Genomic DNA, 23,255 nt, shown 5'->3' on the forward strand with positions numbered 1-23,255 from the left:
CAAAGCTCTGGTCGAAATAAAACCGCCGAGAGGCGGTTTTTTTTTCTCTAACTACTGTTGCTCGAAAGCGAATTCCAGCGAAACACTAAGGACTTGAACCTTTTCTAAAACTGGCAGTTCTACACGATTTGAGTCTAGTTCCCCTACAAATAATTCTGTGAAGAGCGTGGTTCCCCTACTTTCAAGCCCTTTGCCCTCGCCGCCTCGGCACTCTTCACTCCCCTCAACAGCGTCGCCCGTGCGGCGATATAATCGGCATCTTTGGCGCGGCTCTCTGTTAATAACTGCTCAACCATCGACGAAGCGTTATTGGCTGAGGCGACAATTTTCTCACGTTCACAGATCGCACCGAGGTGAGTTTTGTAATCCTGGTAGGCACTCTGTAGATCACTGGAAAAGTAAAACATAAAAGAGAAGTGCGCCGTCTCGCCGGCAGGAATAACCGCCTCGTGATGGCGCAGGTGCATGGTGTCATCGCGATAGGCCAGCTCCTGGTCGAGCAGTGCTGCCGTCGGGCGCGTGCTCCAGGCCGTGTGGCCAACCTGTTGTTTGTGGTTGTCACAGATACCGTAGCTAGCGACTAGGCCACGCACGAGGCCGAGACTAAAGGCGAAGTTCTGTGAGGGCACAACATCGTTGAGTGTCCTGAATTCTGCCGCTGCAGAGGCGTCTTGATCAGGGTCCAAAGCGTGCATGAAATAGAAGTCTGTGATGTCTTTACCCGACTCATTACTGACCATGATATCGACCTTCATCATACGCCGATTCTTGTGCCAGCTCTCCTCCTTCATCACTCTCAAGTCGCCGGCGTTCCACACCGCCGTCGAGCCCACATCACCGAAGCCCGAGCCACCGGAGTGCGCGACCGCCGGCACCTGTATTCGCCACTGGTGATAGTCACTGTTACCAAGCTTCTGCACCGTGTCATTATAGGCCACACTGACCTGCTGCCATGGCGCGCCGGGGTAGGATACGGGCGTTCCATTATATTCCAATCCCCGCTTACTTGATGCGTTATTCCACAGCCCATGCGGACTATAATCAACCTCGACACCGATCGCGTTAAACCGTTCGGGGACTTGCTCTGCCTGCAATAAGGCGGGGAGTGCGATCAACACCGTTGCCACACCGACCAGCCGTTTTTTTATTTCTGTCATACTAAAACCCTCCTGGATTAGCGATAAAACGAGGCGTAATTTAACAGAAAATATCTGGTGACATAAGCATCTAGCACTATAGATAAAGCAAAATAAGCACCACGTATCACTTCAGACAGGGTCAACTTGTCGATAAAATCGGATGATAGAGTTTTATTGGAAGAATCGGCTGAGGGGATAAAAGATTTCTACAACACAATGCGAAAGAGCAAGATCAAGCGGTAGCCATAATAGCTATGACTATTAACAGGAGAGGAAGATCAGTCTTTGACCGTGCAGTGTGTGTAAATCTCCAGCCACTGCGAATAACTTAGCATCGGCGCAACGTCCGGCTGGCAGGCTTGCGGACAGGCTGCACACAGCTGTTCACGTCGCTCGGTCAGCTGTTCCGTCACACAGCTAGATACGATGTGATGATTTAACGCCACCGCTTCCAGGCGATTAATCTGCTCCGTTGTCAGCGCCTCAACCTGCCCCCCAGGGCAGCGCTGCGACTCTTGCGAGGCACAGCCTAATAGCAGATAAACAACGAAGATAATCAGCACTCTTTTACCCATCGACAGACACCCACAAAGCCATAGCGTTAACCGGTCCCCCTACTATAGCAGCACACCGTCGACCGACACAGGACTGCTATTGCAGGCCGCCGCAAGTGTGTATTACTTGCTCAGCGCCAGCTTAACACCAAAGAACAAAAACAAACTGCCGGTCAAACGAGTGAAGATCTTTGTCAGCTTTTTATTGTCTTTTAATCTACCGCCGATTGAAGAGGAAGACCAAGCCAGAAAATGACACCACAGCATCGCAATCATATTATAAATAAGCCCCAAAAAGATGAAGGCCAACATCTTATTGGGTGCCGCTGCCGGAATAAACTGCGGCACAAAGGCCAAGAAAAAAAGTGCCACCTTAGGGTTCAGAGTGTTGGTCAAGAAGCCTCGCGAATAGACCTTGAGTAGCGACGGATTGCTACTCACGACGGGCTTATTCTCAGCCCGATCACCCTTGGAAAAGATCATCGTGAGGCCAATGTATAAGAGGTAGGCACAACCAATCAGCTTCACCACGGTAAACGCCATCGCAGAGGCCGATAGCAGCGCCGATAAACCAAAGGCGGCAGCGAGAATGTGAATACAGGTGCCAGAGCCAATCCCGAACGAGGCCACCGATCCTGCACGAAACCCTAGGCTGGCACTGCGCCCTACGACGTAGAGCGAATCCGGTCCGGGTATCATGCTGAACGCAAGCCCTGAGACAATAAACAACCACAGATCGGTCACCCCAAACATCGAACCACTCCTTATCACAGCATAGCTACGCCGAACGATTAACTACCGCCCCATAATCGCAGCCAATTAAAACCGCCACCCTACACCCGCTAGGCATCATTTCATTAGCTATCATCAAGTTTTTGCCACTCTACAGACGGATAATCGTTAGCCCAACCAGCGCGCCATGAATAACTGTATCGCGAGGAGAGCAGCAGCTATGTTGGCTCGTCTTTTTTTATTGTCTTGGCAGTGAGCTTCTCTTTACTAGCGTCTTGCTCAGGCCCTACCAACTGGGGGTGCTCATGACGGAGATGAAAGCAGGCAATGGTGACCGTCGTGTCAGGATCTGCTTTCTTTCGAATTACTTTTGTTAGCTTAACTTTCATAATAAGCCCTTCTTCTGGCAGCGAGCAGACCGATCGCGGCCACCATGCTGGACATCTAAGACATTAATACCGTTCTCAGCGGGCTACGCATGCCGACACTGTGACGTCGACTCTATAAGCTGCCTATGAACTACGATGTAAAGCAGTGTATAAGGCAGCAGGTGGGGCCAACCACCCCTCAGAGAGGGGGGGGGGGTAATAAAAGACAGTAAAGGAGAGAAAAGCCGCTAGCGACTGCAGGCTATCTCATCACCTCGGCTTTATCGCTATAAAACAAACCCAGCGTATGCTCGCTGTGCCGCGAGCGAAAATAGAGCACACCAACAATCAACAATAATGACAGGGTTTCAGCCACAGGTGCTGCATACCATATCCCCAGAACACCAAACCATGACGACAAAATGATAGTAAGGGGCAGACTAAACAGATAAGGCTTTGCCAAACTCAACAGCATCGCCCTGCGAGTATCACCAATCGACTGAAAGAAAATCGACAACATCATGCTCGGCCCCAAAAGGAAGTACACCAACATCAACTTAGGCAGGATGTTAGCTACCTCGCGACTAATATCAACATTATCGACAAACCACAGCCCTAGACTCGCTTTGAGCATATAGATAATACCTTGAAAGCCTAGGCAATAGAGAAAGGTAACCAGTAGTGCCAACTTGATGCTGCTATTGATGCGCAGCCATTGCCTAGCGCCAAAGTTATGCCCAACGACAGTCTGCAATGCCAACCCCAAGCCTAGGAGTGGGAGGTAGATAAACGTCATGACTCGGGTGACGATACCGTAGGCACTCACTGTGGTGTTGTAGTCGTCTAGCTGCAGCTGTTTTAAGCAGTAAATAACCGTCATCGACACCAGGGCAATACCGACATAATTAAGGCTACTGGGCGCGCCCAGCCGTAAGCAAGACCACCAGTGATCACGCTGGGCGGAGAGCGCCAGCACTGAACGACACGGCAGGTAACGATGAGTGCTCTTGTAGCAGGCGATAATCATTAGCGAAGTCATTTGAGCAAGTACTGTACCCAAGGCGGATCCCGCCACCCCCCACCCCATCACGACAATCAAGAGGTAATTAAAAATAACATTTAAAGCCACCGAGGCGATCGAAAATACGGCAGCGGTAGACGACTTCCCTTCACAGCGTAACGCGGCGAAATTATTGCCAAGGATGAATTGCACCGGAGTAAATAAAAATGTGATACCAATATAGAGATAGCCCATTCTCGCCACCTGCTCGGAACCGTTAGCAACACTGCGGGCGAAGTCTGCACCGAATACAGCAAATATCGCCACGGATAAAAAACTCACGATAATAGACAAGGTATTCGACTGCGCAAAAACACACTTCGCCTCATGCAAGTTCCTTTGCCCAAGCAAGCGGGCATACATAATCGCAAAGCCACTCGACAGTAGTGTTGACAACGCCACAATCAGGATAAATGCCGGGAACATCAGCGTCACCGCCGTCAACGCCTCCTCGCCAACGTAGACCCCTACAAAATAGGCATCGAACAAGCTAAACGAGCCGCTGACCAACATCACTAGCACCAGTGGTGTCGCCGTCTTATAAAACACCTGCCAAATTGAGGCCGTTAGAAATATATTTTCTTTTATTGTCATACTGACTCGTTATCCATTGCTAACATCCTTGACGCTACATTTTTTTTATTGATAGGCAATAAAAAAGCCGCAGAAAGCTGCGGCCTTTTCTACATTGAGATAGTTTAGTTCCAGTCTAAGATCACCTTACCACTCTGCCCCGAGGCCATAACATCGAAGCCCTGCTGAAAATCATCAATATTGAAATGATGGGTAATGATCGGTGTTAGGTCAAGCCCCGACTGAATCATCGCCGCCATTTTATACCAGGTCTCATACATCTCACGGCCATAGATGCCTTTAATGATCAGTCCTTTGAAGATCACCATATTCCAGTCGATGACGGTATCGGCGGAAGGAATGCCGAGCAGCGATATTTTACCGCCGTGATTCATCGACGCTAACATCTGCTCGAAGGCGCGCCCGTTACCTGACATCTCTAAACCAACATCGAAGCCCTCGACCATGCCGATGTCTTTCATCGCATCCTCTAGGCTCTCGTTGGCGACGTTGATCGCTCGCGTCGCGCCCATCTTACGCGCTAGCTCTAGACGGTACTCGTTGACGTCGGTAATCACCACGTGGCGCGCACCGACATGCTTGCAGATGGCGACAGCCATAATACCAATCGGGCCTGCACCGGTAATCAACACATCTTCACCGGTCAAATCAAACGACAGCGCGGTATGAACAGCGTTGCCGTAGGGGTCAAAAATGGCTGCCAGGTCATCGCTGATATCATCGGGAATTGGAAAGGCGTTACTCGCCGGAATAACCAGGTATTCCGCGAAGGCACCATCACGGTTAACACCCACACCGACGGTGTTGTTGCACAGATGGCGACGACCGGCACGGCAGTTACGGCAGTGCCCACAGGTGATATGCCCCTCGCCAGAAACCCGCTGGCCTATCTCTATGCCACGCACCTCGATACCGATCTCCACCACCGTGCCGACAAACTCATGGCCGACATGCATCCCCAGCGGGATGGTCTTTTGCGACCACTCATCCCAGTGATAAATGTGCATATCGGTGCCACAGATCGCCGTCTTGCTAATCTTGACCTTAATGTCGTTATGGCCACACTCTGGTACTGGCTGTTGCTGCAACCAGATGCCGCGTTCTGGCTTCGCCTTGGTTAGCGTCTTCATTGTCTCTGCCATTACTGACACGCCTCCGGGATAATCTTCATTTCATGTCCCACCTTAATGAAGGCGGCGATAGCGCGATCGATATCGGCCGTCGAGTGCGCAGCAGACATCTGCGTACGAATGCGTGCCTGCCCCTTCGGTACCACGGGGAAGCTGAAAGCAATCACGTAGATTCCCTCGGCGAGCATGCGCTCGGCAAACTCGGCAGCGACAGCCGCTTCGCCGAGCATCACCGGAATGATCGCGTGGCCCTCGCCCGCTAGCGTGAAGCCTGCGGCCTGCATCTGCTCGCGAAAGTGTGCCGAGTTATCATTGAGGTGCTGACGCAGTGCCGCCCCCTCTTCGACCAGCTCGAGCACCTTCAACGAGGCATTAGCAATCACTGGGGCAACCGTATTAGAGAATAGGTAGGGGCGTGAGCGTTGACGCAACCACTCGACAATAGGGCCGCGGGCACTGGTATAACCACCCGAGGCACCACCCAACGCCTTACCCAATGTACCGGTAATGATGTCGACGCGATCCGAGACACCACAGTATTCTGCCGAGCCACGGCCGTGCTCGCCGACAAAGCCCACGGCGTGGGAGTCATCGACCATCACCAAGGCTCCATATTGATCGGCAAGATCACAGATCGATTGTAGATCGGCAATGATACCGTCCATCGAGAACACGCCGTCGGTGGCAATAAGTTTATGTCGCGCACCGTCTTTAACCGCCTGCTGTAACTGCGCCTCGAGCTCCTGCATGTTGTTGTTGGCGTAGCGATAACGCTTGGCCTTGCAGAGGCGCACACCGTCAATGATCGAGGCATGATTCAAGGCGTCAGAGATAATCGCATCTTCGGGGCCAAGTAGCGTCTCGAACAGCCCCGCATTGGCATCGAAGCAGCTAGAGTACAGAATCGTATCGTCCATCTGCAGGAAGTCAGTGATCTTCGCCTCTAGCTGTTTGTGTACCTCCTGCGTGCCGCAGATGAAGCGCACAGAGGCGAGGCCGTAACCGTCTTTTTCTAAACCCGCCTTACCGGCCTCGATCAGTGCCGGTGAGTTCGCCAGGCCCAGGTAATTATTCGCGCAGAAGTTGAGCACCGGAAAACCGTCAACGGTATTGATCAACGCTTGCTGCTGCGTCGTAATCACACGTTCACTCTTATATAAGCCCTGCTCTTTCAGTTCAGTGAGTTGCTCGGAGAGTTGATCGAAGAGAGGGTTCGTCATGTCTGGGCCTTCTTATGCATTGGTGATATAGCCTCACATAGTAACGCGTCGCATTTCCCTGCCGGAGTGACTAAAAGTTAATATCTTCAAATTATTTGAGGCAGATCACGACGACAGTAACCTTTAATACGCCGAGCCTCAGCCAGACGAGCTAGCCGCCAAGTCGAGGACAGCCTTACCGCAGTCAACACACTACTGCGGTACCGCCATGGCGTCGCCTCGCCGCGGGTCAGCTGCGCCCAAACTGCCGCCCTGCTCGGGCAAAAACTCCGCACTATTCGCCGAGCCCATGGCGTTAAAGAGCTGCAGACGATGCCCCTTCGCCTCGAGCTGCCGCAGTGTATCTGAGCTCACCCCCTGTTCATAACTCAACACCTCGGGCCAGAGCTGGCTGTGGACACGCGGTAAACTAACACTCTCGGCCAGGTTCAGACCGTGATCGACTCGGTTTAAGATCACCTGCAGCGTCGTGCTAATAATGCGGCTACCGCCTGGGCTGCCCGTCACCAGAAAGGGCCGGCCTCGTGGGTCTAGTAGCAGTGTCGGCGTCATCGAGCTCAGCGGCCTTTTACCCGCCGCCACCGCATTCGCCTCTCCCTGCACAAGACCGTAACTGTTGGCGCTGCCTGGCTTGGCGGCAAAGTCATCCATCTCGTTGTTGAGCAGGAAACCCGCTCCCGGCACGGTAAAGCCACTGCCATAACTCCAGTTTAAGGTATAGGTATTGGCGACCATATTGCCCTCCTTATCAATCACCGAGAAATGGGTGGTGTCATTACTCTCCTTATCGTTTCGCTTGAGATGAGAAATCTCTTTAGCAGGTGTGTGTTGCTGTCTATTGATTCTCTTTGCCAACTGCTTCCCATAAGACTTGGAGGTCAAACGCCGCTGTGGCACATCGACAAAGTCGGCATCGCCCAGATAATAATTGCGATCGTTATAGGCGAGGTTCATCGTCTCCGTCAGCAGGTGAAAATACTCGGCATTGTTGTTGCCGATCTTAGCCAAGTCATAATGTTCTAAAATGTTGAGCATGGTGATCAGAGTGATACCGCCTGAGCTCGGTGGCGGCATGGAAAATACCCGATAGCCTCGGTAGCGCCCCTCCACCGTCGCTGTGATCTTTGCTCGATAGTTTTTCAGATCCTGCAACGTGACTAAGCCGCCATGCTCTGCCATTGCCGCAACAATTTGTCGGGCTATTTTGCCCTCGTAGAAGGCGCTCGCCCCCTGCTCCGAGATCAGTGTTAACGAAGACGCTAGCGCAGGCTGCCGCCAACGCTGCCCCGGTAATAAAGCGCCACCATCGGCGGCGAAGAACTTGCGCATCGAGCTGGCATCTTTTTGCAAATGGTCACGGGATGACGACAGCGACTGCGACAGCGCACGCGTCACGACGATGCCCTCCGTCGCGAGACGAATCGCCGGCTTCATCACTTGCGCTAGGCTCAACTTGCCGTACTGCTGCTGCGCGAGCACAAGACCTGCCACCGTGCCCGGCACACCAGCGCTGAGATAATGCTTGGTCGCTAGTGTCTTATCGACCTCGCCCTGCGCATCAAGAAACATCGTCCGACTGGCCGCTGCCGGCGCCATCTCACGGTAATTGATCGCCAAGGCTTTCCGCTCCTGTTGCAGCCAGAGCACCATAAAGCCACCGCCGCCAAGGTTACCAGCCCTCGGCAATGTCACCGCCAAGGCAAAGCCGGTCGCCACCGCGGCATCGACGGCGTTCCCCCCCGCCCGTAGCATCTCTGCCCCGACTTGGGCCGCGACCTGCTCCTCTGCCACCACAATGCCGGCAGCTGACCAGGCTGGCTGGAAGCGTTGTGGGTTCTGCTGGATGGCACGGGGAACAGCAGAAGCTGTCTGCCGTGCCACACTGGTCTCCGCAAGGCACAACACACAGAGAAAAACAGCGCTCAAGCGCTCCGCTTTCATCATCGCCCCCTCATCGCTTTCAAGGTAAATTGTGCGCTACTGTAAAAAGCCTAGCGTAGAATGCGCGACGATGTGGTACCAAAGTGGTTACGTACAATCCGTTGATATCAGGGGAAAGATAACGACAGCAGCAACATCCATTTATACATTTATCGCTCACTCTTTGATACCAACAATGGAAAAAAGCGTTACAGCGCGATACTGTCCGCGCCATAACGGCAGAGGCTCTAGCAAACCCAGCTCATGTCCTATGATTAGCATAGACATGCCGCCGGCGTTTCTTCGAGCGGATACTGAGTCAGTGGTATTGCATCAACCCGATAGCCCATTACAGATTAATTGCGGCACCTCCCACCTTCGCATTCAACGTTAGTATTTGAGAGCACTCTATGTTTCTTACCTACATTTATTTAATCGCCATCACCGCCGAGGCAATGTCGGGCGCCCTTGTCGCAGGGCGTCGTAACATGGATATCTTTGGTGTCTCGGTGATTGCCTTCGTCACCGCGCTGGGCGGCGGTACTATTCGCGATATTCTGCTCGGCCACTTTCCTATCGCTTGGACACAACACCCCCCCTATATTTACCTCACTGTCGGTGCCGGCTTGTTGACCATCGTGGTGGCCAAGTACATGGTGCATTTGCGGAAGGTGTTTCTCGTGTTAGATGCCTTAGGCCTGATCGCCTTCACCATCATCGGCTGCGATGTCGCCCAACAGTTAGGCTATCATACCGAGGTTGTGGTGATGTCTGGCATGATCACCGGCATCTGCGGCGGCGTACTGCGCGACTTGCTCTGTCAACGCACACCGGTGGTCTTCTGTAAGGAGATCTATGCCGGTATCTCGCTGCTTGTCGCCATCATGTACGTGGGTTTTCACTACCTTGGCATCGAGCAAAACCTCGCGCTGGCCGTCATCTTTGTCACCGGTCTAACACTGAGGATATGTGCCATCTACTGGCGCTGGTCACTGCCTATTTTCTGCTATTCCTCGGATGAGTGGGATTAGACAGCAGAGAAAACAGAAAAAAAGAAAAGAAAGTAGAAAACAGATAAAGACTCAACGACAAGAGCAGAGGAAGGACTCCCTGCTCTGCCAGCATACGTTAAAGTACTTCAGCGCCCTCTGCCAAGGTGCGGCGAAATAGGCCATTGAGCTCATCCATATGCTCATTGCTGCGACCGTACTTCCCCGCATAACGCGCCAACCTCAGCAACTCTGTTTCAATAAAATGATTAATCGGCTTTATGGTCGGTGATAACGCTCGCTCCCCCGCGACACGCTTACGCGCCAGTAAATGATTGATCTCGCCCACCAAGCTTTCATCTTCGACGACGCGGTGCAACAACGTGCTGAATTCAATCGGCGCCGGTGTGGCAAAACGCTCAAGCCAACGCACCGACAATAACGCTCGCAGAACATACAAGTACTTCTTATAGGGCACCAAGTCCCCCTGCAAATAGCCCCTATAATTCGTTTTCGCCATACTGCGATAGTGGTGTATTCCTTTCTCGACACAGTATAACTTCGGCAATAGCGCTCGAGCCTGATCGGCAAAGCCACCCTCGCAGCGATAGACAATGGGCGAATTTATCCACTCGACAAACGAAGGGTTGGAGCGGTTAAATAGCTTTAAGGCTTTACGCAGCTCCCAACCATTAATATCGATATCGTCGACGATCGGATACTCGATCACATCACGCTTATCCGCCGCGTCGACACTCAAATACCAATCACGCTGATGCACATAAATAAAGCGCACATCGTAGTCGCTCGTCGCTGAGGCAAAACCCCAGGCTCTGCTACCCGACTCTATCGCCAATAATACCCTGACATTATACTCTTCCTCCGTCGCTATTAGGCGCGCCATAATATCGCTGTGTATATCCGTTGTTATACTTTTGAATGCATTCGCTTCCATGTTTTTATTCCTGACTATCTACACTGTCTCTGGCCATATTTGTACTGCACTGCCGCCCTAGCTCACTTTTTAGCCCTTAACGCAGACAACCTGTTTTAAGGTGTACACCACCTCTATTAAGTCTTGCTGAGCTTTCATCACCGCATCGATCGACTTATAGGCTGACGGGGTCTCATCAATGACATCTTCGTCGGCACGACACTCGACGCCCTGCACGGCTTTTTTATGTTCATCCAATGAGACTAACTTTTTTGCCTGGGTGCGCGACATCACTCGCCCCGCGCCATGACTGCAGCTGCAGAAGCTGTCTTCATTGCCAAGGCCTCGTACAATAAATGACTTTGCCCCCATGCTACCGGGAATGATGCCCATTTCACCGGCCCGCGCACGCACCGCACCCTTGCGTGTGAGAAGTACCTCTTTGCCAAAATGGCGCTCACGAGAAACATAGTTATGGTGACAGTTAACGGCCTCCATGCTGGCCTCAAACTCAATCCCCATTACCGCTCGTAGCGCAGCAATCACCCTTGCCATCATCACCTCGCGATTCGTTCGTGCGAACTCCTGCGCCCACTCGACCGCCTCAACATAGTCGTTAAAATTCTCTGAGCCCTCCGGTAAGTAGGCCAGCGCTTTATCCGGCAGCTGTATATGCCAACGCTCCATATCCCGCTTTGCCTGTTCAATAAAGTAGGAGCCGATACGGTTGCCAACACCACGCGAACCACTGTGTAACATGATCCAAACTGCATCATGCTCATCTAAGCACACCTCGATGAAATGGTTACCGGTACCCAGCGTTCCAAGGTGGTTAATGTTGTTCGTTTTCTCAAGCACGCTATGTTTTTGCGCTAGTCGTTCAAACTGATGCGACAGCGGCAGCCACGCTTTGATGACATCTGCCGGTAAATCGTTCCAGCTACCTTTATCACGTCTACCGCGCAGATGCTTCGAGCGACCGTGCGGCACCGCAGCCTCGATAGCCAGGCGCATTGGCTTTAAGTTATCGGGCAGCTGATCGGCCCTCAGACTAGTTTTCACCGCCATCATGCCACAGCCAATGTCGACGCCAACGGCGGCGGGAATGACGGCCCCTAGCGTCGGCACCACACTACCGATAGTAGCGCCGTTACCAAGGTGGACGTCGGGCATCACCGCGATATGCTTATGGATAAAGGGCAGGCTCGCTATATTCCTCAGCTGTTGTTTCGCAGCATCCTCAAAAGGTACGCCACGTGTCCACGATTTAATCGGGACGCCATCATCTCTCATTACCTCATACGCTGCTTTTGTCATCTTATCCTCGCTGCACGCTACCACGTGTCTATTCATTGTTATGCTTGATCATTTATCGCTATTGTTAGCGTCAATCTCTCATACCCATTGCGACAAATGTGCCAACCTCAGGAAGGAATAGGAAAAATCATTTAACACACTGTTTAAAAAGACTATTTTTAACGCACAGGACGACACATTGAATTAAGCCGCATAAAAACTGTAAAATAAAATCTATCTACAACAATATAAGAATATTTATAAAGATATGAAAAAAGTAGCCATTAGTATTTTAGGTACGGTGTTAGATCGACGTGGCAAACGTGAAAACAGATGGAATAAGTGGCGCCCCACACCCTCGCTTTGTCAGCAAGATGGCCTAGCCATTGATCGCCTCGACTTAATCTTCGATCCACGATCACTGCCTCTGGCTAAACAGGTCGCAGAAGATATTAAAACCGTATCCGCCGACACCGAGGTGGTCTTCCACCTAGTCAGCTTTGACGACCCTTGGGACTTTGAGAGCGTCTACAGCAACTTGCTGGATTTTAGTCGCACCTACCCTTTCGCCCCTGACGACGAAGACTATCTTATCCACATCACCACCGGCACACATGTCGCGCAAATCTGCCTCTACTTATTAACAGAAGCGGGCTATCTGCCAGGAAGGCTGATCCAAACATCGCCAAAACAGGGAGAGAGAAAGGCTCAGGGTAGCCATCAGATCATTGACTTAGATTTATCAAAATATGACCAGATCGCTGCTCGCTTCAACAGAGAGCACCAGCAAGCTACCCACTACCTCAAAGGCGGCATCGAGACCAATAACAGCGCTTTCAACCTAATGATCGAGCAACTCGAAAAGGTCTCCATCCGCTCCGATGAACCGCTGCTCATTAGCGGCCCGACGGGTGCTGGCAAGTCACAGCTGGCAAAGCGGGTATACCAACTGCGTAAGCAAAAGGGCAGTATCAGCGGGCAAATGGTCGCCGTTAACTGTGCAACGCTGCGCGGCGAGAACGCCATGTCGGCCCTCTTCGGTCACAAGAGAGGGGCGTTCACAGGGGCATCGTCAGATCGAGCGGGCTTGCTGATGGAGGCTGACAAGGGGCTGCTATTTCTCGATGAGATTGGTGAGCTTGGCCTCGATGAACAGGCGATGCTGCTGTGCGCCATAGAGGATAAACGGTTTATGCCCTTTGGATCAGACAAAACAGTCAGCAGTAACTTTCAATTAATTGTCGGAAGTAATCGTGACCTCCCAGCTATGGCTCGGCAGGGGAAATTTCGCGCCGATCTGCTCGCCAGAATAGACATCTGGAGCTACGAACTACCCGGGCTTAAAGACCGCCTAGAAGATCTTCAGCCCAACCTCGACCATGAGTTGGATAAATACGCACAGAAAGCCGGGCAAATGGTGCGCTTTAATAGCGATGCCAAAAAGCACTACTTAGCTTTTGCTAGCTCAAACCATGCAAGCTGGAGTGCCAACTTTAGGGACCTCAACGCCAGTGTAACGCGCATGGCAACACTCGCCGATCACGGCAGAATTAACAAGCAAGGTGTCTTAGAAGAAATTCAGCGGCTAAAGAAAAAGTGGCAGAGTAGCGACAGCAACGACACAGCAACAACTCGCTTACTTGGCCTGTTAGATCAGCACACCATCGATGAGATGGATTACTACGAGCAGCTCAATCTCGATAACTTAATTCGTGTCTGCCAGCAGTGCCAATCGATGGCGGAAGCAGGCAGAATACTGTTCAATAAAAGCCGCGAAAAAAGGACGACTACTAACGACTCACACCGTGTTAAACAATTGCTTGGAAAATACAACCTAAACTTTAACCAACTCAAGCTATAAAGCGAGCTGCTGTCGCCACAAACGTCATAACAAACGACGACGCTAAAACGATCAACTCAAAGCTACTTTGTAAAGAGATTGTTGGATACCTCATCAACTTTGAGCAGATTGCCCGTTGCATGTGATTTTATATCCCCCTCGACTAACACACCTACCCGCCCTTGAGTCAGCTGTGTTGCCGTAGCCTTTAAGCTCAACGTGACGGGAGGCAAACTCTTGTCGCCTTTGGTATAATTGAATACGACTTCTGAGCGGGTGATTGCCTGCATATTGCTCGTCGTTATTTTGTTATGATAGGTATTCATCACTGGCATGGCCGTCCAACCATCGGCAGCTTCCGCGACAACCTTTACCGCTATTGCCTTCGACATGTTCTCTCCTCATGGCAAATATAGTAAGTCCATAGACCTAAGGCTTATTCAGCCAGTCAAACTCGTCCCGGTGTTGCTCGACGGTTTGCTCTGGCTTATCCTCGTGCAGAGGATGGCTGTAAAGCTCTTTAAAGGGTGAAGGACCACTGCCTTCAAAGGCATCTACCCCCGTTCGTAAAGTCTGCTGCCAACTCACCACCATTAGCGAGAGGTGCGCGCTATCTTCACCAGCACCATAGAGATCTGCGCAACGTGCACGTACCGTTGGACTAATCGCATACGTAGCAAAGCCACGCATTAATCCGTAGACATCAACACTAGTAATTTTTTTTGGTGGGAAAACATTATCCAAGCCCCAGCGATTACCCGCAAGAAAACTGATTAGCTTTGCGTGCAGCTCTACCATAGCCGCTTCGCGAGCTATCGGCTCTGCCTCACCACTATGTAGCAAGTAGGCTACCATGCCCACAGTGACATCTTTTTGTCCTGAGGAAACTTTCTTTATTTCATCCACAGACTCTTGTGAAAAGTAGAGCGCCGGTGTTTTATTATGAATTTCATCAATCGTTGTTGTTTCAACAAAACCCGGCAAATAATGACAAGCTGACAGCTCCGGAAACTCTTCCGCAGATCGGTCAATCAAGGTTGCTATATAGCTTTTAAATTCAATCATAATCATTCCTTTACTAACAATTTTTAACTGCGATACACCAAAGCCAAACTAAGATAAATCCCTTAAGCATGCCGACAATTTCGTATGGTAGCCTGTTTCATCAAAGCTGTGCTCTACCGTCTGTACTCTCCAACGTTTAGCATCAACATTAGGGCGCAACGTCGATACCGTTAGCAACGACTCAGGTTGCACCCTAGCATCACCTATCGCCGTTATTTCTATTTGCGTCGCCTCTCGATTAATCTCGCGATACATTGCTAACGCCTTACACCCGGCTGCGTCCTGATTGGCAAAAAGTTCTTTAAGATAAAGCTCCTTCTTGGAGCCTTTTACACCTTTAGATACCGATTTGTGCACATTCTCGGCATAGCTATGATACTTCGCAGTTACCTTTTCATAATCCTTTGTCTTATCCGTATATTCCCAATCAATAATTTCCTCGCTGGTTAACGATATTTCGGGGAGAGGCAAGCCACTGGCCGAGATCGACTTATCACGAGGAAGGAATAACAGATGGGACGAGGTCGCCGAGTAGACCATGCCATATTCGCGTGCTAACTGTGCAAGATAGAGTGTATCGCACTCCCCCTTTTGCAAAATATCACTATCTTTGCGGGGTTGCAGTTTTTCATTTGAGTTAGAAATACGAGGAGTCAAGTTGTATTTTTGAGCTATCTTGATGGCGATGTCATTTAGCGAATTGTCTTTCCAGGTATTATGCTCCCCCTCCTGGAGGCGTTGCTGCCCTGCCTCGATAATCAGCACCCTGCCATTATTCGACCCCTTGAACTTAACAGAGAATACTGTATACGCTCCCATCCTCATTAATCCATAATGGTAACCAAGCTCCAGCTCTATCTCATCTTCTAACTCTGGAAAATTCAAAGTCTTATTTTTATAGCCCAGCTTATCATCTAACACTATGAGAAGACGGTCTTCACTTGGGTCGCTAGTCTGCGTAAGCTTTATAGACAGAACTCGTTCCTCGATTCCCCAGTCAGCAATAATGTCAAAATTAGGCGCCCCCCGTTTACGTATTGCAAGTTTAAATGTTGGCGATGTGAGACGTTGTGCGTAACGCTTTATATTTGCTTTATTCACGGTTTAATCCCATAGCGTGACAACAGGCTCAACTGCAACTTGCTGTACATCTGGCAAGATAATGTTAATGCCAGCCGGCAATACAACATCATATTGTAGAAGATGTGTGTTCTCATCGATAACGCGAGAGACAATAGTAGATATGTCAGAACCATTTATGCTCTGCTGTGAAAGTATCTGCCTTAGTAGAGGTGAACCGATCAAATCAGGGTCCATCACTAAAGCTGCAGAAGCGGAAGCAGCATCCATTACATAGTGCTTCCAGCAAATCTCATCCAGCATATCACCTTGTAGTGTTTGATATGTTTTGGTCATTTCATTATTCCTGGCAGGCTACTAACATCTTCGTTGTAGCGCTTAATCGTCAAAGAAAAACAAATCTTTTTAGCTTCACCGTTGGGGTAAAAATGGTTATCTGACTGATCAATCTTCTCGATAAACCAACGACCAAATAACAATCCTTTAGCATTGATCAGTGGCAGCGCGACGCCTAAACTAGCAGATAAACGCAGTGCTGATAGGCTGATACGCTCGCCTTTATACTGAGGATAAATCGTCCCGTTTAAGTTAACGGTCTGCTCTCCCGGCCCCATATATTGGTAAGAAGGCCCGCCAATACCCACATGTTTAAAGCTACTACGATTAAGTCGCTTTTGCTCGGCCCACTGGTAGCTTGCCGTGTGCTGCAACTGCTCATAACTCGCAGTATTAATATAAAATGGAAAAACACCCAACGTCATCATGACTCTACTCATACATAAACTCCGTGTAAAACCTTTACTAAATCACCAGTAACACATCAGAAAGGTTCATATAACTCCGTTGACATGGAATTAGAGAGAGTGCTTTTTGTTGCCACCCTCTGTAATCCATCGTTAATGATATCGCTAATATGTTCCGAGCCAATATGACTACTCAGCCCTGCTACCTGTCTCGAAAGCTCTAACATATGCTTCTGTAGTAACTTCCTGTTAGATTCAATATATCCCTTAATGTTTTTGTCTAAAACTTTAAAATCAGCATTAATTTTATTACTCTGAACCTCGGCCCTAGATGCTTTTATAGTACTGAGATAACGCTCGTAAAAACTATCATTAGAACCCTGATTAAATCGACTAGCATAATTCGAACTACGCCCCAGCAACTTTTCATTAACACCATGATTTTCATTATTGCTATAGTGCGAATTCGACTTGACCATTGAGCTAAAAAAACTCTGGCGATAATCCCCCACCAGATTACTTGGTAACATAGCAGAATAGATTGACGAAAATAACGGCGAAGTTACTTTTTTAGCGCTTTGAACAGTCGCCTCAAAGCCTCCTCCGATAGTCAAAGAATTAGCGAAGGCTTGCCGCTTAATACTTTTGCGCTGATCACAATACAAACCTTCAACCTGATGACGATTTATCGAGTCTCTTTGATCGGCTGCTCTAGAAACACGGACTGGCGAACTCATCAAAAACTTACTTTCCTTAGCGAGGCCGGCAACTTTAGTTGTATCCGCTTTATCGACCAACGGCCAACTAACCACGTTTTCAACAACATTATTATTTATGATATTAGCATGAACAACACTACTTATAGGGCAGCTTTTTCCTGTATCAACAAGCGACTTACTGTAATAACTCACCTTCATTTCAGTTAATTTATTGAACATATTACTAACCGTTCGCGCTGCCGCCTTACTCACCTCCGACGGAGACAGCAACTTATCATGCTTTCGAGAAAAATCGTCTAAAAAAGCTATCTCACGATTCCGAACAAGGGACATAAAACGACGGTAACCATCACTCCTCAACGCTATCGCATTAAAACTTACAAAACCTTTACTGACACAAAAATGATTTGCTCTCATATTTAATAGCTCACCTAAAAAATCGGAAACCCGCACTAGCCATCATGGAGTTTCAAGTCCAATTTTTCTGCGCAATCAAGCCAGGCAACAATCTCCTGGTCATCTAACTTCTGCAAATCACTTAATGACCAGCCGGTACGATCAGACAATATCAATACGACCTCACGCAACTGCGAGGTCGCTAAGATAAAAAATCGCTTAATGCCTCCTGCAGTTTAAGGTAGTCAACCATATCTAAATCTTCAGCGTACTCGGGAGCAAGCTCACACAGGTTGGCTAGCAGCCTTAATTCTTTTTCCATCTCAGTACCCTGACTTCTTTCTGAAATCAAACGATCCCTAACAGTTGGCCGACGCATATGAAGCTCAGTAATCACTTCTCCATGACAAGTAATAGGGTAACTCAGTGTAATATTTACATCTGTAGACATAACAACATCCTTATATATTTATAAAAACAAACTTACCAATTAATCGAGCTAAAAAAAGTCACCATCAGCGACATGCCTTGTCATATTATCAACATCGATATCAACAATGACTGCGTCATCCAGCTTTAGACAATAGCTACGTAGAGAGAAAGAAGCGGTTAAAGTAGCAACACCACCGACTCTCCAACTCCCCATATCCAAAGACTGACATAGACCTGACATTTGAATATAGACAGATGACATGCCACCTTCGCCATCAGAGAAGCTCCCTCTGAACTTCAAATCCACATTTCGATCCGATCCGTTTTTACTCGACGTCAGACCAAAACACTTAATAACCTCAGCGTCATACTCCAACAGGGTAAACTCGCACTCTAATCGCTCCATGCCGATATCCATCATGGCAGGCGTATCTAGCCCTCCGAGCTGAAACTCTTCACTTTTCAATGATAACTTAGGTAAAACTATCTCTGAAACACGACCCGCGTAGCCAAATTTACCGACGACAAGGTTAAAATTTTTCAATATCTTAGGGAGCATTTAATTTCCTCAGGCTAGTAGAAAGCTTTACTAAATACCAATGGCATCACGAGTTGTTGCCAACTGATCGACACCATTAATGATGCGCTTCATATTCAGCACGTCTACTTCTACCAGGTCTTTTCCACCTATACTCAACTTGTAGTATCTCAAGCTAACATTTACCTTTAGAGAGGTTTTTTCGCCCGCCTTCCACTTACCAAAATCGACCTCACTCCAAGCTCCATGCAGCGTTACCACCATAGGGGTCACACCTTCCTCATTATCCAGCGCACCGCGTATCTTCAGGCTTACCTGCGCACCATCACCAAGGCCAAAGTGGGAAATACTGTTAACGTCGTATTCACTCAGTGTAAATTGACAGGTTAGCTTTTTCATGCCCATATCAATATCGATTGGAGCATCCATACCCGCAGCACTGATCTCTGCAGTATGTAAGCCTAATTTTGGCAAACTCAGCTCATCAACAATACCGGCATAACCAACGCCATCGACAAACAAATTAAAGTTTTTAAGAACCTTGGGGATCATGCGAATATCTCCTCTAAATAATCATTGACTAAACTGCTACGGAAAGTGATATGTTCTGCAGGGAATGGTGGCGTAAAATCAAAGTCGAAATAGACTCTGCCCGCCGCTATTTCTGCAGGCGTATTCATCTCTGGGTCAGCCCAGCAGTTACCATCAATGATGGCGCCCTTAGCTTTCAAAGATCGCAGATAATTATTCACACTACCTGTCACATCATCGATATAGGTTTTATTAATATTACGATCTATCGCCCAAAGATGAGCTCGCTGCAAGGCATCGTTAATAAGGTCCGCGGTACGACGTACACTAATAAACTGCCATTTTGGGTCACTAGAACAGCTATGATTACCCCAAAGACGGTAGCCATCTTGGCGAATAATCGTCGCCACATCCTGTTCATTTAACAAGTTAGCGCGTGCGGTCTTATCACCCAGTGCAAAGTCGATAGGTCGCGACGTGCCGCTAATCCCTCTTATTGGCCTATTTGATGGGCTCCACCAAAAACCGCGCTCATGATCTGACTTTGTAATAACACCGGCTACATAAGGTGATGCTGGCTTCTTACTCTCTTTTTTTGTTTTGCTATCGTAAACAGTCACCCAAGGGTCAACAAGATAGAGTCGCGCGCTATCAAAGCTCTTCCTATAGTCAATCGCCTCGCTATCCGTTCCGCCAGGGCCATCCGCTATCACAATGCCTCGTAACTTATCCGCTACCTGGATCAAGCTATCTGTAACACTCTTAATTTGCGTATAGCCAGGAGCAAGTAACAGCCGCGGGGCTATATGCACAACACTCTCTGCCCCCATTAATGCCTGTATGCCTGTGTATTCGCCCTCTTGGTTGACTGCCCCCTCTATTTCATCTTGGCTTACCTTCGTTGGATCAACTACCGTATAGGCTATCTTAAGTGTCTCTGGCGTATTGATGGGGCTGCCTTCTATCGCCGTCACCAAACCACTGGCACTGTCAAAGTGATAGTCTTCACCTAAAACATATTCCGCCGGATGATCAGCCGCGGTGATCTTGACATCATAAGCGTAGTTATCGTTTAGAATTAACTCGCCCTTAACCAGCTTATAATCTGCCTCAGGTTTTTCTTCGCTATGCATCGATGGATCAAGTACGTTAATCACAACGACAACAGCACCTGTCTGATCGAATATTGAATCTAACGCACTAGGTATACTGCAATCACCACCTAGACCACCAAACTTTTCTATCGCCTCTTTCCTCGATCCTGCAATAACCGTCGGGATATTAACCGGACCTATTGGCGCCGTGCCAACTAAACCGATAACAGATGAAGACGAGGTTTCGATCGGTCTCGCTCCTCCATTTAACTCGACTATCTCCACCCCATGTAAAAAACTCATAATTATCTCCTTACTACATCATTAAACATGCCATCCAGGCACAGGTGTAAAGCCTATACTTACTTCCTATAGGCGATCATTACTAAAAATTAAAAATTTCTTCGAGATGACATTTCTTTACGAATAAACATCACATCTACTTCCCAGTCAGCACCATCATGATGAGTATGCAGCAGACTGTAGATATACCATTGACCATTCGAAATCAACATTTGAACACCCATAAATCTCCCAGATCCATCCTCCTGAATATCTGCTACACCGGTATCGAAACCAGTAATGACGGCATTCCATTCACCTGGAGGCCAATCAGACGTATCCCTGTTTTCCCCACTCTTAAATCGTACAATCTCGATAGGCGTTCGATTATTCATTGTTAAAGAGTTAGTGATATTGCTATTCTGTGCAACATGACCATTTGATACCACATCAACAAAGTTCGATCGGCTCGATGGCTGCACATAATAGTTGCCATTTTTCTTGTCAACAAAGCGATCTGCCAACACATCACCATCTTTAATATGTCCCTGATTCAGCCCCTTGTCTTCCGACTGATCATCACCTACATGCAGGCGTTTCATGCTGCCATAGCCAGCGACATTGAGGTGAAGCGATGTGTTTGTGCCAGTATTAAGCCCCAGTCTTTTAGCAACAACATCTCCATTGACATCCAAAAGATGCGATGGCGTCACAGTGCCTACACCAACATTACCGCCCGCAGTAATATGAAAACGTTCCTTATCCTTGCCCAGCTCAGCCGTCGTCTTGAGGGTAATACCCCCTCTTATCGTGGCATGGTTGACTAACTCGAGTGCATTGTCGGCCTGTCGAATGCTACTAGAATCATAGCCCCCATCTTGCCTAAAGATAATTGAAGCATTATCGCCCTCATTATTATCATCGGTATCTGATTCTAGTATTAACTTGCAGTCGCCCGCATCACCACTGGATATATGTAGGTTAGCCTTCGGATTATCAGTGCCAATACCCACGCTATTACCAACTGATAAGCTTTCTTTAACACTCACCTTTCCTTCTGCACTAATATTCATTCTTTCGACGGCATTATCGATATTTTGGTCGTTAGCCGTTTTGAAAATAATGCCTCCTACACGATCTTGATAACGCTCAGCGGCATTGGATATGATCAACTCATTATCCGCCTGCTTAATATTAGAACGATCAAACCCGCCATCCTGTCTGAATAGTATTGAAGGGGTATCTGCTTCATTATTATTATCAGTGTCCGCCTCCAAAATAACATCACAAGAACCATTTTTTGCGCTTGATATATGCAAAGCCCCCTGTGGTGATATTGTACCAACGCCAATTCTCGAGCCATCTTGATTAGAAACACCTTTCACCGCGGAGTCACCAACGCAACCAACAAAATGATAATTAGACAGTTCACCACCAACTGCACCACTCCCAACAGCACCAGCTTTGGTTGCTTGACAGTCTGTGATCGTTAAGTTCGCCAATAGCGCATTAGCCACACCGCCACCATTGTCGGCACTATTGGAGATAATATATTGCGCCTGCAAATAACGGTTTTCCCCTCGTACGGCGTAAATCCCCCCGCCTAACGCCGTGTTATTATCATTGTGAATCTTGTGATTAATAACATGACAGTTAAGCTGGCAGTGATCAGCATGATCAAGATAGAAAGCACCACCGCTACCGCTACCAACCAATGTGCCGCCTAGGCTGTTTACACCACCACGGCCATCAAAACTCCAACCTTCTAGTAAAACACCATCAACAGGGTGATCCATCGAACCTACGAAAACCTTAATATCTGCTGAACTTTTGATAACAACGGTGTCATAGGGGTTAAAGCCAATAATGCAAACACCGCTTCGCAGCACGATACTATTCTTGAGTATATAGGCAGGCCGGCCATTGTAACTATTGTGCGCCTCGTCACCCACGCCTCCCCATGCCCCGCAACTAATCTCGCCCTCCTTAGTACCTTGTATTGGGCTCAACACAATAGTCGTATTTTCTTCAACGACCGTTTTATCCCCCTGGTTGAATAGTTGATCGAACTGATATTGGGTATGAATTTTTACTGTATTTTCACCCAACAAGAGATTATCACGTGCCACGGGTAAAGGTAGCGCCAGATTAGAGTCGCCATCGATCACAACCGCATCGGCGGAAACTCCAGATAACGTAATATCAAAGGCCAACAGAAAGTCAGTCCCTAATACTTTCTGCGCTATTTTATCTTGCTCCGACGCGTAAATGGCAAACAGCGTACCATCTGACAAATAAAAGCCTACTTCATAAATATCATAATTATGGTTAGGTGGATTGCCTGATCGCTCATTAACAATCGCTGTGATGTGTAATTGATTGTGCTTACTTCCTATCAATTCACCGCCACTAACTTCGACACGATGCAACTCAGATTTTAAAGAGGCTTGTGTATCAAGTGCTTTATAGCCACCCGGAACACCATCACCAACCCCAACATGGGTTATTTTTACTTTAAAGCCATTTTCTTGTGCGTTGATCATTGCCGTAATACCGGCTTTTGTAATCAACGGCTGTATAATTACACTCATATTAATCC

The 23,255-nt window shown here is 48.5% G+C and carries 23 protein-coding genes; 2 read left to right on the plus strand and 21 right to left on the minus strand.

Going from position 1 to position 23,255, the window contains the following annotated elements; all coding sequences use genetic code 11:
* Positions 1-143: 143 nt before the first annotated feature.
* The 8 genes from EDC56_RS05890 to ggt form a co-directional block, all read right to left on the minus strand.
* On the minus strand, positions 144-1,157 hold the full coding sequence (locus EDC56_RS05890) for a hypothetical protein (protein ID WP_123711547.1): 1,014 nt from the start codon (positions 1,155-1,157) through the stop codon (positions 144-146).
* A gap of 260 nt (positions 1,158-1,417) precedes the next feature.
* Complete coding sequence (locus tag EDC56_RS05895; RefSeq protein WP_123711548.1) at positions 1,418-1,714, minus strand: hypothetical protein; 297 nt, start codon at positions 1,712-1,714, stop codon at positions 1,418-1,420.
* A gap of 102 nt (positions 1,715-1,816) precedes the next feature.
* Entirely contained in the window at positions 1,817-2,446 is a 630-nt protein-coding gene (locus EDC56_RS05900) for a LysE family translocator (protein WP_123711549.1), read from the minus strand.
* 197 nt (positions 2,447-2,643) lie between these two features.
* Entirely contained in the window at positions 2,644-2,814 is a 171-nt protein-coding gene (locus EDC56_RS19570) for a hypothetical protein (RefSeq protein ID WP_162844094.1), read from the minus strand.
* A gap of 241 nt (positions 2,815-3,055) precedes the next feature.
* Positions 3,056-4,447, minus strand: a complete 1,392-nt coding sequence (locus EDC56_RS05905; protein ID WP_123711550.1) for an MATE family efflux transporter — start codon at positions 4,445-4,447, stop codon at positions 3,056-3,058.
* A gap of 104 nt (positions 4,448-4,551) precedes the next feature.
* Positions 4,552-5,577 (minus strand): L-threonine 3-dehydrogenase, encoded by a 1,026-nt coding sequence (gene tdh, locus EDC56_RS05910; protein WP_123711798.1) that lies wholly within the window; start codon positions 5,575-5,577, stop codon positions 4,552-4,554.
* An 11-nt stretch (positions 5,578-5,588) separates the two neighbouring features.
* The gene (locus EDC56_RS05915) at positions 5,589-6,797 is read right to left on the minus strand and encodes a glycine C-acetyltransferase (RefSeq protein ID WP_123711551.1); all 1,209 of its coding nucleotides are present in this window, start codon (positions 6,795-6,797) and stop codon (positions 5,589-5,591) included.
* 192 nt (positions 6,798-6,989) lie between these two features.
* Positions 6,990-8,741, minus strand: coding sequence for a gamma-glutamyltransferase (gene ggt / locus EDC56_RS05920; protein ID WP_211333570.1), 1,752 nt, complete (start codon positions 8,739-8,741; stop codon positions 6,990-6,992).
* A 386-nt stretch (positions 8,742-9,127) separates the two neighbouring features.
* On the opposite strand from ggt, the gene EDC56_RS05925 reads away from it, so the two are divergent.
* On the plus strand, positions 9,128-9,748 hold the full coding sequence (locus tag EDC56_RS05925; RefSeq protein WP_123711552.1) for a trimeric intracellular cation channel family protein: 621 nt from the start codon (positions 9,128-9,130) through the stop codon (positions 9,746-9,748).
* A 97-nt stretch (positions 9,749-9,845) separates the two neighbouring features.
* On the opposite strand, the gene EDC56_RS05930 is transcribed toward EDC56_RS05925, so the two are convergent.
* Complete coding sequence (locus EDC56_RS05930) at positions 9,846-10,661, minus strand: nucleotidyltransferase domain-containing protein (RefSeq protein ID WP_123711553.1); 816 nt, start codon at positions 10,659-10,661, stop codon at positions 9,846-9,848.
* A gap of 69 nt (positions 10,662-10,730) precedes the next feature.
* On the minus strand, positions 10,731-11,957 hold the full coding sequence (locus tag EDC56_RS05935; RefSeq protein ID WP_123711554.1) for an RtcB family protein: 1,227 nt from the start codon (positions 11,955-11,957) through the stop codon (positions 10,731-10,733).
* Positions 11,958-12,204: 247 nt separating this feature from the next.
* Between EDC56_RS05935 and rtcR the strand changes: the two genes are divergently transcribed.
* On the plus strand, positions 12,205-13,797 hold the full coding sequence (rtcR, locus tag EDC56_RS05940) for an RNA repair transcriptional activator RtcR (RefSeq protein ID WP_123711555.1): 1,593 nt from the start codon (positions 12,205-12,207) through the stop codon (positions 13,795-13,797).
* A 62-nt stretch (positions 13,798-13,859) separates the two neighbouring features.
* Here the strand turns inward: rtcR and EDC56_RS05945 are convergent, their stop codons facing one another.
* The 11 genes from EDC56_RS05945 to EDC56_RS05995 form a co-directional block, all read right to left on the minus strand.
* Positions 13,860-14,168 (minus strand): hypothetical protein, encoded by a 309-nt coding sequence (locus tag EDC56_RS05945; RefSeq protein WP_123711556.1) that lies wholly within the window; start codon positions 14,166-14,168, stop codon positions 13,860-13,862.
* 37 nt (positions 14,169-14,205) lie between these two features.
* Positions 14,206-14,841, minus strand: coding sequence for a hypothetical protein (locus EDC56_RS05950; RefSeq protein WP_148059331.1), 636 nt, complete (start codon positions 14,839-14,841; stop codon positions 14,206-14,208).
* Positions 14,842-14,889: 48 nt separating this feature from the next.
* Positions 14,890-15,942: a phage late control D family protein gene (locus EDC56_RS05955; RefSeq protein ID WP_123711558.1), complete on the minus strand. Its 1,053-nt coding sequence runs from the start codon at positions 15,940-15,942 to the stop codon at positions 14,890-14,892.
* 3 nt (positions 15,943-15,945) lie between these two features.
* Complete coding sequence (locus EDC56_RS05960) at positions 15,946-16,257, minus strand: tail protein X (RefSeq protein WP_123711559.1); 312 nt, start codon at positions 16,255-16,257, stop codon at positions 15,946-15,948.
* On the minus strand, positions 16,254-16,697 hold the full coding sequence (locus EDC56_RS05965; protein WP_123711560.1) for a phage tail protein: 444 nt from the start codon (positions 16,695-16,697) through the stop codon (positions 16,254-16,256). The genes EDC56_RS05960 and EDC56_RS05965 overlap by 4 nt, the downstream gene beginning before the upstream one ends.
* A gap of 44 nt (positions 16,698-16,741) precedes the next feature.
* A complete protein-coding gene (locus tag EDC56_RS05970; protein WP_123711561.1) occupies positions 16,742-17,800 on the minus strand; it encodes a hypothetical protein in 1,059 nt (352 codons plus the stop codon).
* Between the two features lie 181 nt (positions 17,801-17,981).
* Positions 17,982-18,230: a phage tail assembly protein gene (locus EDC56_RS05975; protein WP_123711562.1), complete on the minus strand. Its 249-nt coding sequence runs from the start codon at positions 18,228-18,230 to the stop codon at positions 17,982-17,984.
* Between the two features lie 48 nt (positions 18,231-18,278).
* Entirely contained in the window at positions 18,279-18,770 is a 492-nt protein-coding gene (locus EDC56_RS05980; protein ID WP_123711563.1) for a phage major tail tube protein, read from the minus strand.
* Positions 18,771-18,800: 30 nt separating this feature from the next.
* A complete protein-coding gene (locus EDC56_RS05985; RefSeq protein WP_123711564.1) occupies positions 18,801-19,301 on the minus strand; it encodes a phage major tail tube protein in 501 nt (166 codons plus the stop codon).
* The gene (locus tag EDC56_RS05990; protein ID WP_123711565.1) at positions 19,298-20,677 is read right to left on the minus strand and encodes a phage tail sheath C-terminal domain-containing protein; all 1,380 of its coding nucleotides are present in this window, start codon (positions 20,675-20,677) and stop codon (positions 19,298-19,300) included. The genes EDC56_RS05985 and EDC56_RS05990 overlap by 4 nt, the downstream gene beginning before the upstream one ends.
* A gap of 89 nt (positions 20,678-20,766) precedes the next feature.
* The gene (locus tag EDC56_RS05995; protein ID WP_123711566.1) at positions 20,767-23,247 is read right to left on the minus strand and encodes a phage tail-collar fiber domain-containing protein; all 2,481 of its coding nucleotides are present in this window, start codon (positions 23,245-23,247) and stop codon (positions 20,767-20,769) included.
* Positions 23,248-23,255 lie beyond the last annotated feature (8 nt).

The organism is Sinobacterium caligoides (assembly GCF_003752585.1).
In the GTDB taxonomy this organism is placed as follows: domain Bacteria; phylum Pseudomonadota; class Gammaproteobacteria; order Pseudomonadales; family Sinobacteriaceae; genus Sinobacterium; species Sinobacterium caligoides.